The organism is Pseudomonas sp. VE 267-6A (assembly GCF_024126555.1).
Classification (GTDB): domain Bacteria; phylum Pseudomonadota; class Gammaproteobacteria; order Pseudomonadales; family Pseudomonadaceae; genus Aquipseudomonas; species Aquipseudomonas palmensis.
The window spans coordinates 223,909-235,844 of sequence record NZ_JAMYBY010000006.1; the positions used below are offsets into that span (position 1 = coordinate 223,909).

Annotated in this window: 11 protein-coding genes; 4 read left to right on the forward strand and 7 right to left on the reverse strand. The window is 65.8% G+C overall.

What is annotated here, in order from left to right; translation table 11 throughout:
* Positions 1-5: 5 nt before the first annotated feature.
* Entirely contained in the window at positions 6-416 is a 411-nt protein-coding gene (locus tag NJH59_RS09035; RefSeq protein WP_003182257.1) for a RidA family protein, read from the reverse strand.
* Positions 416-1,747, reverse strand: coding sequence for an NAD(P)/FAD-dependent oxidoreductase (locus tag NJH59_RS09040; protein ID WP_253086682.1), 1,332 nt, complete (start codon positions 1,745-1,747; stop codon positions 416-418). The genes NJH59_RS09035 and NJH59_RS09040 overlap by 1 nt, the downstream gene beginning before the upstream one ends.
* A 166-nt stretch (positions 1,748-1,913) precedes the next feature.
* Between NJH59_RS09040 and NJH59_RS09045 the strand changes: the two genes are divergently transcribed.
* Positions 1,914-2,429: a GNAT family N-acetyltransferase gene (locus NJH59_RS09045; RefSeq protein WP_088514917.1), complete on the forward strand. Its 516-nt coding sequence runs from the start codon at positions 1,914-1,916 to the stop codon at positions 2,427-2,429.
* Positions 2,430-2,492: 63 nt separating this feature from the next.
* Here NJH59_RS09045 and NJH59_RS09050 read toward each other — a convergent pair whose 3' ends face one another.
* Positions 2,493-3,515: a DNA-binding protein gene (locus NJH59_RS09050; RefSeq protein WP_043862775.1), complete on the reverse strand. Its 1,023-nt coding sequence runs from the start codon at positions 3,513-3,515 to the stop codon at positions 2,493-2,495.
* Positions 3,516-3,692: 177 nt separating this feature from the next.
* On the opposite strand from NJH59_RS09050, the gene NJH59_RS09055 reads away from it, so the two are divergent.
* Positions 3,693-4,643, forward strand: a complete 951-nt coding sequence (locus NJH59_RS09055) for a site-specific integrase (RefSeq protein WP_116054006.1) — start codon at positions 3,693-3,695, stop codon at positions 4,641-4,643.
* A 42-nt stretch (positions 4,644-4,685) separates the two neighbouring features.
* Here the strand turns inward: NJH59_RS09055 and NJH59_RS09060 are convergent, their stop codons facing one another.
* Positions 4,686-4,901 (reverse strand): molybdopterin-binding protein, encoded by a 216-nt coding sequence (locus NJH59_RS09060; protein ID WP_043862773.1) that lies wholly within the window; start codon positions 4,899-4,901, stop codon positions 4,686-4,688.
* Positions 4,902-5,130: 229 nt separating this feature from the next.
* Here NJH59_RS09060 and NJH59_RS09065 point away from each other — a divergent pair, with 229 nt between their 5' ends.
* Together NJH59_RS09065 and NJH59_RS09070 are read left to right on the forward strand one after the other, a co-directional pair.
* Positions 5,131-6,318 (forward strand): acyl-CoA dehydrogenase family protein, encoded by a 1,188-nt coding sequence (locus tag NJH59_RS09065; RefSeq protein ID WP_043862772.1) that lies wholly within the window; start codon positions 5,131-5,133, stop codon positions 6,316-6,318.
* A gap of 10 nt (positions 6,319-6,328) precedes the next feature.
* Positions 6,329-7,429, forward strand: coding sequence for a sigma-54-dependent Fis family transcriptional regulator (locus NJH59_RS09070; RefSeq protein WP_043862771.1), 1,101 nt, complete (start codon positions 6,329-6,331; stop codon positions 7,427-7,429).
* On the opposite strand, the gene NJH59_RS09075 is transcribed toward NJH59_RS09070, so the two are convergent.
* Genes NJH59_RS09075 through NJH59_RS09085 form a run of 3 tightly spaced genes read right to left on the reverse strand, consistent with a single transcriptional unit; the run spans position 7,430 to position 11,933 of the window.
* Entirely contained in the window at positions 7,430-8,839 is a 1,410-nt protein-coding gene (locus tag NJH59_RS09075; protein WP_231390590.1) for an MFS transporter, read from the reverse strand. It abuts the gene before it with no gap.
* Between the two features lie 6 nt (positions 8,840-8,845).
* The gene (locus NJH59_RS09080; RefSeq protein ID WP_043862769.1) at positions 8,846-10,066 is read right to left on the reverse strand and encodes an acyl-CoA dehydrogenase family protein; all 1,221 of its coding nucleotides are present in this window, start codon (positions 10,064-10,066) and stop codon (positions 8,846-8,848) included.
* 28 nt (positions 10,067-10,094) lie between these two features.
* Positions 10,095-11,933, reverse strand: coding sequence for an ABC transporter ATP-binding protein (locus NJH59_RS09085; protein ID WP_104572452.1), 1,839 nt, complete (start codon positions 11,931-11,933; stop codon positions 10,095-10,097).
* Positions 11,934-11,936: the final 3 nt, after the last annotated feature.

Consider the following 11,936-nt stretch of genomic DNA (forward strand, 5'->3'; position numbering starts at 1 on the left):
GCTCCTTATTCGGGGATCACCGCGATCACGTCGATTTCCATCAGCCATTGCGGTTGGCCCAGGGCACTGACCACCAGCCCGGTGGAAATCGGAAACACGCCCTTGAGCCATTTGCCGACCTCCTGGTACACCGGCTCGCGGTAGCGCGGGTCGATCAGGTAGGTGGTGGTCTTGACGATGTGGCTCAGGTCGCTGCCGGCTTCTTCGAGCAGTTGCTTGACGTTGCGCATGGCCTGCTCGGCCTGGGCCCGCGGGTCGCCAAGGCCGACCAGTTGGCCGTCGAAATCGGTGCCCACCTGGCCACGCACGTAGACCGTGTTGCCGGCACGCACGGCCTGGCACAGGTCGTTGTCCAGGGTCTGGTTGGGGTAGGTATCCTTGGTGTTGAACATGCGGATGCGGGTATGGGTAGGCATCAACGTACTCCCAGTTTCTGGACGTTGGAATCACAGTGGGCGGCAGCCTCGCGTTGCGCGGCGTCGCGGTAGTCGAAATAGGTGCGCTGTTTCACGATGTGCTCGGCGATGTGCCGGGCGTCGTGCCACACGCCCCAGATAAAGGCGGAGCCACGGCGCGACAGCCACGGCAGGCCGACGAAATAGATCCCCGGTTCGCGGGACACACCGCGCTGATGCTGTGGCTTGCCGTCGGGCTTGAAGGCATCGACCTTCAGCCAGTTGTAGTCGGTCGAGTAGCCGGTGGCCCAGATGATCGAGCTGACACCGGCCTTGGCCAGGTCCAGCTCAAGAATCGGTTGGGTCAGGCACTGCGGGTCGGGCAGCATGTGGCGTGCTTCGGGTTCTTCGGGCAGGTCCAGGCCGTTGCGTGCAATGTAGTCGTCGGCGGCATCGAGCAGCGCCAGGTAGTTCTCGTCGCCGCGGGCGATGTTCTCGGCCAGGTTGGCCTCGAAGCTGACCACACCTTGATCGAATGCGCGGGTCAGGCCCACCAGCGTGATGCCCTGGTGGGCCAGCTTGCGAAAGTCCACGGTATGTCCGCCACGGGCACCGCTGACCGCGATGGTCACGTGCTCCTTGCCGGGCTGCACGCCTTCGGCGTCCCACAGGCCGAGCACCCCCAGCCACCAGCAGAAGTCGCGATTGCGGTAGGCGCGTGGCGGGCGATCGTGCGCGCCCACCGACAGGTACACCTGCTTGCCGGCGCGCTGCAGTTCATCGGCGATCTGCACACCCGAGGAGCCCGCGCCCACCACCAGTACCGCGCCTTCGGGCAATTGCCGGGGGTTGTGGTAGTCGGCCGAATGCAGCTGGGTAATGCCGGGAAGCTGCGGAGCGATAGGCGGGATCACCGGGCGCTGGAACGGCCCGGTGGCCACCACCACCTGGTTGGCCTCGATCAGGCCCATGGAGGTCTGCACCGTAAAGCCCGGGCGACCTTCGTTGCGTTCGACCTTGAGCACTTCGACACCGGTACGAATGGGCGCGTCGATCTTCTTGGCATAGGTCTCGAAGTAGGCCGCCACCTGATCCTTGCCGGCGAAGGCGTCGGCATCCAGGCCTTCGAATTCCAGGCCCGGGAAGCGGTCGTGCCAGGCCGGGCCGTTGGCCACCAGCGAGTCCCAGCGACCGGTGCGCCAGGCTTCGGCGATGCGGTTGCGTTCCAGCACCAGGTGCTGCACCCCGAGGCGGCCCAGGTGCTCACTCATGGCCACGCCGGCCTGACCGGCGCCTACTACAAGCGTATCAATTCGGGTTTTTTCAACGGTCATGGCTGTGCGCTTCTGCATGAGGGGGTTGCCCGCATTCTGTGCGCCGCCGGGTATTAGCGAAATTATGATTTATGTCGCCACTGGCAAGGAAAAAGCGTGCCCCCGTATTGCCCATGCCGGGGGCGCTTGCACAACCCTGGTGCTTTGCACAGACTGCGTGGGTTCCCATTGCAGAGCGTGCCCGATGTCCTTTTCCATTCGCCTGGCGACCCCTACCGATGCTCCCCTGCTGCCTGCCATAGAGCGCTCTGCGGCCCAGGCCTTTGTGCAAGTGCCGGCACTGGCGTGGATTGCCGAGCACACGGTGCTCAGCAGCGTCGAGCACCTGGAGTTCGTGGCTGCCGGGCTCGAGTGGGTGGTGGTGGATGGGCGGGACCGCCCAATTGGGTTCGTGTGTGCCAGCGCGTTCGATGAGTCGCTGCACATCGAAGAGCTGGCGGTGGATCATGCGCAGCAAGGCCAGGGCCTGGGTCGGCGATTGATTGCGGCCGTGCGCGCGCATGCCGAGGCCCAGGGCTTCGCGGCCCTGACCCTCACCACCTTTGTGGCGGTGCCGTGGAATGCACCGTTTTATGCACGGTTGGGTTTCGAGAGGCTGGAAGAGGCGTCGTTAAGCGGTATGTTGCGCCGGCAGATGGCGTACGAGGCTTCGCGAGGGTTGCAGGGGCGGTGTGCGATGCGCTTGTCATTGCGCGACTAACTGGCGCCCCCCAAGACGCCGGCAAGGCCGGCTCCTAGATTCGCTGCAACGCACCCTGCCCTGTCAGGGGTGAGTCGGCAGCCCTGTCTGCTCGGCTTCAGCTCGGTCTGAGGCTTGCTCCTTTGCCTTCAAGGCCTCCAGCTCTGCATCGCGCTGCTCGACCTGCGCCTGCAATTGCTCGATCACCTGCTGTTGCTGGCGTTGTTCACCCGCCCCCTGCTCCACCTGCTGCCCCAGCACCTGGTTCTGCCGCAGCAGCTCCTCCCGCGCACCCAACGACTGCGCCAGGCTGGCCATCAAGGTCTTGATCTCCTGTGCCTGTTGCGCCTGCTGGTCCTGCAGCGCCTGCCGCTCACGCTGCACCTGACGCGCCTCCACCAGCAAGCGCTCGTTGTCGCGGTTGAGCCGCGTCAGTTCGTCCTGCTTGACGATCAGGCTCTGCTGCAACTGACGCACCTCGACCTGCAACTGTTGCACCTGCGCCTCATGGCGGCGCTGATCCTGCTCGCGCTGCTCACGGGTGGCGGTGCGGTAATGCTCCAGTGCATCGCGGGCATGCTGGTGCTTGTCTTCCAGCGACTGGATCTGCTCGTCCTTGTCGTTCAGGCGCAGGTTCAACTCACCTACCGCCTGATTCAAGGTGGCATTGCGCGTCTGCTCGGTCTGCAGGGTACTGCGGGTCGTGGCCAACTGCGCCGACTCACCCGCCAGCGCCTCGGCCTGAATCTGGTGTTGCTGCTGCAGGGTCGCCAGCGCCTGCTGGATCGCCTGCAGTTCGCCCTGCAACGCCGCCTTTTCATGGTCGAACACGTTCTGCGCCGCTTCGATACGTGCGTCGCCCTCCTCCACCAGTTGCTGGGCCAGCTGACTGACCAGGTTGGCCAGGGCTTCGCTCATGCCCGGCTTGTCCGCTGCCAGTGTCGGTTGCTGCGCGTCCAGCTCCTTGAGGTAGCGGTGAATCGTGGTCTTGGACCCGGTGTTGCCCAGCTCGATACGTACGGCATCGATACTGGGGTGTTCGCCACGGGCCAATAGCGCCTGACGCGCCTTCTGCACGATTGCCTTGTTGATACCGCCACGGGCCATGGGTGCTCCTACTATTTCGTAATGTGGTACGTACTATGTAGATACATACTAAATGAAATTGAAAAAATGCCTATAGAAATCAGAATAAAAGATGAAATAATCACGGCTTATCACATGTGATAGGCAAAAAACGCCCGGTTGCAGTCGCTCAGCCGTACACCGATGGAGAACCTGCCGATGAACAAGCTCGATCGCTACCTGGACGCAGCCGTAAGGGACAACACGCGGCGCAGCTACCGCGCGGCCGTGGAGCATTTCGAGGTGAGCTGGGGTGGCTTTCTACCGGCCACGGCCGACAGCATCGCGCGCTACCTGGCCGATTACGCCGAGCAGCACTCGATCAACACCTTGCGCCAGCGCCTGGCCGCGCTGGGCCAGTGGCATACCAGCCAGGGCTTTCCCGACCCCACCAAGGCGCCGCTGGTGCGCCAGATGCTCAAGGGCATACGCGCGGTGCACCCGGCGCAGGAGCGCCAGGCAGCCGCCCTGACCCTGGAACACCTGCAGCGCACGGTCGACGCACTGCACACCAAGGCCGCACAGGCGCAACAGGCGCACTGCCTGCCCGAGCTGCTGCGCGCACGGCGCGATGTCGCCCTGCTGCTGATCGGGTTCTGGCGAGGGTTCAGGGGCGATGAACTGGCGCGCCTGCGCGTGGAACACATTCAGGCCCAGGCGGGCGTGGGCATGCAGCTGTACCTGGCGCAAAGCAAAGGGGACCGGCAGGGCCGCGGGGTCAGTCATCGCACCCCTGCCCTGAAGAGCCTGTGCCCGGTACAGGCCTACATCGACTGGATCAGCGTGGCGGGCATCGCCCGCGGGCCGGTGTTTCGCAAGCTCGATCGCTGGGGCAACCTGGGCGAGCAGGCGCTCAACAGTGGCAGCCTGATCGTGCTGCTGAGGCGGATTTTTGCAGATGCCGGGCTACCCGCCAGCCTCTACAGCAGCCACTCGCTGCGTCGTGGCTTTGCCACCTGGGCCAGTGGCAATGGCTGGGACATGAAAGCGCTGATGGCCCACGTGGGCTGGCGCGACGTGAAATCGGCGCTGCGCTACGTGGATGCGTCGGTGTCGTTCGGGGAGCTGGAAGTGTTGCCGGCCAGAAGGGACGTGCTGACAGCCGACTGAGCATTGCGGTGAGGCCACCCGGCGCTCACCGTCACACCCCTCTCACAGCTTCGCGATCGACACCTCGGTCGACTTCACGAACGCGATCACCTCGCTGCCAATCCTCAGTTCCAGCTCATGCACCGACCGCGTGGTGATCACCGAGGTGACGATGCCGGCCTGGGTCTGCACGTCGATTTCCGAGACCACCGGCCCCTCGATGATCTCCTTGATGGTGCCCTTGAACTGGTTACGTACGTTGATCGCCTTGATGGTCATGGTGTGGCTCCTTAGCAGTTGGGAGCACCGTCGTTGCAGTGCGTGAATGCAGAGTGCACCGCAAAGATAAAAATCAAAAAGAATAAATAACGACAAATATAGATCCGTTTGGAATATGAAAAGCTGTATATCAACATTCCTAAACGTTATTTATTTAAGGTTTTTTAGATCATTTAGCATCGACAGGGCCCGGCCTTGAGGCCCGAACCTTTTTGCACAGGTAACCCGCGTGAGCGCCACGTTGCATACCCCTCGATCGACCCCGCTGCAGATTGCCCGCGACCTGGCCCAGACGTTCAGCCGCAGCGTGGTAGAGCGCGACCGCAAGGGCGGCACGCCCAAGGCCGAACGCGATGCCCTGCGTGCCAGCGGCCTGCTGGCCCTGAGCATCCCCCGCGAGTTCGGCGGGCTGAACGCCACCTGGAGCCAGACCTTCGATGTGGTGCGCGAGTTCGCCCGGGTCGACAGCTCGATTGCCCATGTGTTCGGCTTTCACCACCTGATGCTGGCCACCGTGCGTCTGTTCGGCGCACCTTCGCAATGGCAGCCCTGGTACGAGCTGACGGCCCGCAAGAACTGGTTCTGGGGCAATGCCCTCAACCCCCTCGACACCCGCACCATCGTCAAGCACCACGGCAGCTGGCGTGAATTCTCCGGCAAGAAGAGCTTCTGCTCGGGCGCCAGCGATTCACAAATGCTGATTGCCTCGGCCGTGGACGAGGCTGCCGGGGGCAAGCTGCTGATTGCCGCGATACCCAGCGGTCGCACCGGCATCACCCTGCATGACGACTGGCACAACATGGGCCAGCGCCAGACCGACAGCGGCAGCGCCACCTTCGAACGGGTGCGCGTGGAGGAAGGCGACCTGTTGCTCGACCCCGGCCCGCTGAGCACGCCGTTCGCCTGCCTGCGGCCGCTGATCGCCCAGCTGCATTTCGCCAACATCTGCCTGGGCATCGCCGAAGGCGCGTTCGAAGAAGCGCGCCAGTACACCCTCAACGAGACCCGGCCCTGGTTCAAGTCCACAGCCCTTGATAGCCGCGACGATCCTTATGTACTGGGCCACTTCGGCGACTTCTGGGTACGCCTGCAAGGCGCCCGGCTGCTGCTCGACAACGCCGCCGGCGAACTCGACCGGGCCTGGGCCAAGGGCGCCGCGCTTGGCGCAGACCAGCGCGGCCGCGTGGCGGTGGCCATCGCCACCGCCAAGGTGGCGGCCAGCCGCGACGGCCTGGAGCTGTGCAGCAAGGTCTTCGAGGTCACCGGCGCCCGCGCCACGCAGGCCTCGGTGGGGCTCGACCGGCACTGGCGCAACCTGCGCACCCAGAGCCTGCACGACCCGCTGGATTACAAACTCCACGAACTGGGCGACTGGGCCTTGAACCAGCGCCTGCCGATTCCGACGTTCTATTCATAGTGTGACTGCCATGCAATTGTTGACCCTACCGCCCTCGCCCGCGTTGGCCACCTCGATCCGCGCCACCGCGCAGGTGTTCGAAGACCCCAAGTCACGTGCGCTGCTGGCGCACCTGCAACAGGTGGCGCCCAGCGAAGCCAGCGTGCTGATCATCGGCGAGACCGGTACCGGCAAAGAGCTGGTGGCGCGCCACATTCACAACCTGAGCGGGCGACGTGACAAGCCGTTCGTGGCCGTCAACTGCGGCGCGTTTTCCGAATCGCTGGTCGAGGCCGAGCTGTTCGGCCACGAGAAAGGCGCCTTCACCGGCGCCCTGGCGGCCAAGGCCGGCTGGTTCGAAGAGGCCAACGGCGGCACCCTGTTCCTCGACGAGATCGGCGACCTGCCGATGCCGATCCAGGTCAAGCTGCTGCGCGTGCTGCAGGAGCGCGAAGTGGTGCGCCTGGGCTCGCGCAAGAGCATTCCCATCGATGTGCGGGTACTGGCCGCCACCAACGTGCAGCTGGAAAAGGCGATCAATGCCGGGCACTTTCGCGAAGACCTCTATTACCGTCTGGACGTGGTCAGTCTGGAGCTGGTGCCGCTGCGCGAACGCCCCGGCGACATCCTGCCGCTGACCCGCCACTTCATCGATGCCTACAGCCAGCGCCTGGGCTACGGCCAGGTGCGCCTGAGCGCCCAGGCCGAGCACAAGCTGCGCACCTACGGCTGGCCGGGCAACATCCGCGAGCTGGAAAACGTCATCCACCACACCCTGCTGATCTGCCGCGACGGCCTGATCGAGCACGACGACCTGCGCCTGTCGAACATGCGCATCGAACGCCAGGACGACAGCCCCAGCCAGGACGACTCGGCCCAGGCGCTGCTCGAGCGGGCCTTCCAGAAACTCTTCGAGGAACAGGCCGGCGCGTTGCACGAACAGGTCGAGGACGCGCTGTTGCGCGCGGCCTACCGCTTCAGCCACTACAACCAGGTGCACACCGCCAACCTGCTGGGCCTGACCCGCAATGTCACGCGTACCCGCCTGATCAAGATCGGCGAACTGGCGGTCAATCGCCGCCGGCCCACTGGCGCCACCCAGGGCGAGCGGGTGCTCAACCTGTCGATCTGATCAGCCACGCGCGGCATACACCGCATTGCCGGCGTCCGCTGCCAGGCGCCGGAACACCAGTGCCGAGGCCATGCACGCCAGCCCGCACAGCAGCATCACCCAGGCCACGTCGCTGGTGACGGGGGTGGCGTGCCCGCGCAGGTTCATCAGTACCCCCAGCAGCGAGGCGGCCAGCCCCACCGACAGGCTCATGCTCAACTGCACCGTCATCGCCGACAGGCTGCTGGCCCGGCTGCTCAGCGCCGCCGGTACATCCGCATAGGTCAGCGCGCCCAGGGTGCTGAACTGCAGCGAACGGATCACTGCGCTGGCGAACAGCATCAGCACGATCACCCAGTACGGCGTATCGCTGGTAAAGCTGGCACAGGCCCCCAGGGTCAGCCCGGTGAGCAGCGCATTGCCGGTGAGCGTGCGACGGATGCCGAAGCGGCGCACCACGCGCACTGCCAGCAGCTTCATCAGAAACGCCCCCGCGCCACCCGCCAGGGTCAGCAGCCCCGCATGCAGCGGGCTCAGGCCAAAGCACAGCTGAAACATCAGCACCAGCAGGAACGGGCCAGACGAGGTGCCCAGGCGCAGCAGGTTGCCGCCCCAGAAGCTGATGCGGTAGCTGGGAATGCGCAGCAGCGACAAGTCCAGCAGCGGTTCGGCGCAGCGCCGTGCATGACGGATGTACCACGCGCCGCACAGCAGCCCCGCCCCGATCATTACTGCCACCCACGCTCGTGGCAGCAGGCCGTGGCCCAGCGCCTCGAAACCGAACACCAGCGCCCCCAGCGCGGTGCCGCTGAGCAGCAGCCCGCGCACATCCAGTGCCCGCGCACGAACCCCGGGATAATGCGGCACATGGCGCAGCACCAGCACGATGCCCACCAGGCCGATGGGCAGGTTGATCAGGAAGATCCAGTGCCACGACACGAACGTCACCATCAGCCCGCCCAGCGGCGGCCCGATCATGGGCCCGATCAGCGCCGGAATGGTCAGGTACGACAGGTTGCGCATCAGGTCTTCGCGCGGCGACCAGCGCAGCAGGATCACCTGCCCCACCGGCACCATCATCGCCCCCGCCGCGCCTTGCAGCATGCGCGCCAGGCACAGCTGCAGCAGCGAGGTGGATGCCGCGCAGGCCAGCGACGACACGATGAACAGCACGATCGCCGCCACGAACAGCCGTCGTGGGCCGAAGCGGTCGGCGGCCCAGCCACTGACCGGCACGCACAGCGCGGCGGCCAGCATGTACAGCGACACCACCAGATTCATGCGCACGCTCGGCGCGCCGAAGTCGCTGGCCATCTGCGGCAAGGCCGTCATCACCACGGTGGAGTCGATCAGTTCCATGCACAGCGCGCAGCCGATGATCATCGGCACCTTGCGCGAAACCGGCCGCAAGGCCGGCAGGGGTTCGGCCATGGTCACTCAGAACAGCCCCGAGGTCGGCGGCGGCGTGCCCTTGAGGTACCAGGTGCCGACCGCCGAGGCCTTCCAGTGGCGCGGGTTGTGGTTGGCCACCGTACGCGCGTTGCGCCAGTGCCGGTCGAGGTTGTGGCTGCGCCCGGTGGTGGACGCACCGCCCACATCGAACAGCAGCTCGGCGGCCCGCAGCGCCGATTCGGCGGCGATGTACTGGGCCTGGGCCACGTCGATGGCGGCCTGATCCACCGCCTGCGGGTCCAGTTGCAGGGCCCAGGCGCGGTCGATCACCGCTGCGGCCTTGAGCACCACCGCTTCGGCGGTGAAGGCGCGCGCGGCCACTTCGCCCACGCTCAGTTGCACATAGGGGTCGTCCACCGACTGGCTGGCGCTGCTGTGCTTGATCGGTCGCGCATGCTCGCGGGCAAAGCGCACTGCATCCTCCTGGGCATTGCGCGCGATGCCGGCCTCCACGGTGGCGAGGAACAACTGCAGAAACGGGGTGACGATGGTGCGCTTGCCCTCTTCCACGGTGCGCGGACGGATCTCGCTGGCCAGCACCTGCACATCGTTCAGGCGCGTGGTGCCACTGGCGGTCAGGCGCTGGCCCATCGCGTCGAAGTCGTCCACCAGCTCCAGGCCCAGGCGATCGCGCGGCAGCACGAACGACACCGGTCTGTCCTGTTCGTCCAGCGCCACGGCGCTGACCCAGTCGGCGTACAGCGCGCCCGTGCTGTAGTACTTGCTGCCGCTGACGCGAAAGTGCTCGCCATCGGGCACGATGCGCGCGCTGATCGCGCCATTGGCGCCGCCCACCTCCCAGCCTGCGTTGCCCAGCACGGCACCGTCCAGGTAGCGCGCGAACCAGCGCTGGCGTTCCTGCTCTGCACCGCTATGGTCGGCGGCCAGCAGCCCTTCGACGAAGGCAAAGCCCGGGCGCAGGGCCTGGGCCACATTGGAGTCCACCGAGGCCACCCGCAGCAGCAGGCCGATAACGTCGCTCACCGAGCCGCCGGGGCCACCGTAGGCGAGCGGGATGCGCACGGTATAGAGCCCTGCGGCGGCCAGCTGGCGTATGGCGTCATACGGCAGCTGGCGCTCACGTTCACGCTCGGCTGCACCGGCCGCAATCTCGGGAAGCAAGGCATCCAGGCGTTGATGCAGGTGCGCAACGCTGGTCAGTGCGTGTTGGGGGGCGTGTTTGGGGACTTCGGACAAATGCGGCATGGGCGCCTCCTTGGGCGTTTGAAAACTCTCAGGCAGATTCGGTAGCGGGTGTTTCGTCGAACTGGCCAGCGGCCTGGCGACTCCACAACCGGTGGTACTGGCCGCGCTGGCGCAGCAGTTGTGCATGGCTGCCGTCCTCGATCAGGCGGCCCTTGTCGAACACCAGGATGCGGTCCAGGTGCGCCACCGTGGACAAGCGGTGCGCGACCACCAGCACGGTCTTGCCGTGCATGATTTCGTCGAGTTTTTCCTGGATGAAACGCTCGGTGAGCGAGTCCAGGCTGGAGGTGGCTTCGTCCATCACCAGGATCGGGGCGTTCTTGAGCAACACCCGGGCAATCGCGATGCGCTGGCGCTGGCCACCCGACAACTTGACCCCGCGCTCGCCCACCAGCGAGTCGTAGCCGTGTTCCATGCTGTCGATGAAGTCGTCGGCGCCGGCGCGGCGGCTGGCATGCACCACGTCCTCGAAGCTGGCCTCCAGGCGCCCGTAGTGGATGTTCTCGCCGATGCTGCGGTGGAACAGGCCAGGTTCCTGGGGGATCAGGCCGATCTGCTGGTGCAGCGAATGCTGGGTCACTTCGCGCACATCGCGTCCATCCACCAGCACCTGGCCGCTGTTGACGTCGTACAGGCGCAGCAGCAGGTTGAGCAGGCTCGACTTGCCCGAGCCCGAGGTGCCCACCAGGCCCACGGTCTGCCCCGCCGGGATCACCAGGTTCAGGTGCTGGAAGATCGGCTTGTCGGGCGCATAGCCGAAGCTCACGTCGCGAAACTCGATGTCGCCGCGCACCGGCGGCAGCGCCCGTGCGCCGGGGTGGTCCACCACCTCGTGGGGCCGCACCAGGGTGCGCACGCCGTTGGCGATGTTGCCGGTGGCCTCGAAGAACTCCAGAAAGCGCCGCGACAGGTTGCTCACGTCATTGATGATCAGCAGCGACAGGCTGGTGGCCATGACGAAGGTGGCGATGTCGATGCGCCCCACGTACCACTGCTGCAGCGCAAGCCCCAGCATGCCCAGCTTGAGGGCCACGCCGCCGGCCGACTGGAACCAGCGGATCTTCTCCATGTACCAGAACGAGCGGTAGGCCGCGTCCACCTCGCGGTCAAGGTAGTGCCCCAGGTAGCCGTGCTCGAACGGCTGGCGGGCGAACAGGCGGATATTGGTGAGGTTGCTCACCGCGTCCACCACCTTGCCGTTGCTGGTGCTGCGCGCCGCCGAATACTGCTGCGCCAGCGGGTGGCTGCGCCGCGCCAGAACATAGCAAACGCCAATGAACAGCAGTGACCAGCCGAGCATGAACGCGGCCAGCAGGCCCGAGGCGCTCCACAGCAAGGCGGTGGCCAGGCTCAGGGTCAGCGCCAGGCCGAGCATGTCGAACAGCAGGATGCCCAGGGTCTGGTTGACCCCCAGCGCCACCTCGGCGATGCGGTGCGCCAGCGCCCCGGCGAACTCGCTGCTGACAAAGCGCTGGGAATGGCGTTGCAGGTAGGCGAACAAGGCATGGGTCACGGTGCGCCGCTGCAGCGGCAGCACCTTGATGTGGCAGGCGGCGGCGCTGCGGGCGCTCAGCAGTTCCAGCACCAGCAGCGTGCCGAACAGGCTCAGGGGCGCCACCAGCCCCGGCAGCGCGGCGTGCACCGAGGCTGCCTCGGTCACCTGCCGGGTGATCAGGCCCAGCGCCCAGGGGATCAGCACCGCGCTGACCACTGCGATGCACTGCAACAGCAGGATGCTTGAGTACCAGACCTTGTAATTGCCGATGCACAGGCGCACGAAGGCCAGCGGCGTGTCCGGCAGGTGGTCGATCTTCCAGTGGTGCAGCCGTCGTCGCGGCGTGTGGCGGGTCGAGAAATGCAGGCTCATGGT

Bases quoted from the DNA above. Each gene is read 5' to 3' on its own strand.
- NJH59_RS09035 (WP_003182257.1), bottom strand. From the start codon at position 416: ATGCCTACCCATACCCGCATCCGCATGTTCAACACCAAGGATACCTAC.
- NJH59_RS09040 (WP_253086682.1), bottom strand. From the start codon at position 1,747: ATGCAGAAGCGCACAGCCATGACCGTTGAAAAAACCCGAATTGATACG.
- NJH59_RS09045 (WP_088514917.1), top strand. From the start codon at position 1,914: ATGTCCTTTTCCATTCGCCTGGCGACCCCTACCGATGCTCCCCTGCTG.
- NJH59_RS09050 (WP_043862775.1), bottom strand. From the start codon at position 3,515: ATGGCCCGTGGCGGTATCAACAAGGCAATCGTGCAGAAGGCGCGTCAG.
- NJH59_RS09055 (WP_116054006.1), top strand. From the start codon at position 3,693: ATGAACAAGCTCGATCGCTACCTGGACGCAGCCGTAAGGGACAACACG.
- NJH59_RS09060 (WP_043862773.1), bottom strand. From the start codon at position 4,901: ATGACCATCAAGGCGATCAACGTACGTAACCAGTTCAAGGGCACCATC.
- NJH59_RS09070 (WP_043862771.1), top strand. From the start codon at position 6,329: ATGCAATTGTTGACCCTACCGCCCTCGCCCGCGTTGGCCACCTCGATC.
- NJH59_RS09075 (WP_231390590.1), bottom strand. From the start codon at position 8,839: ATGGCCGAACCCCTGCCGGCCTTGCGGCCGGTTTCGCGCAAGGTGCCG.
- NJH59_RS09080 (WP_043862769.1), bottom strand. From the start codon at position 10,066: ATGCCGCATTTGTCCGAAGTCCCCAAACACGCCCCCCAACACGCACTG.
- NJH59_RS09085 (WP_104572452.1), bottom strand. From the start codon at position 11,933: ATGAGCCTGCATTTCTCGACCCGCCACACGCCGCGACGACGGCTGCAC.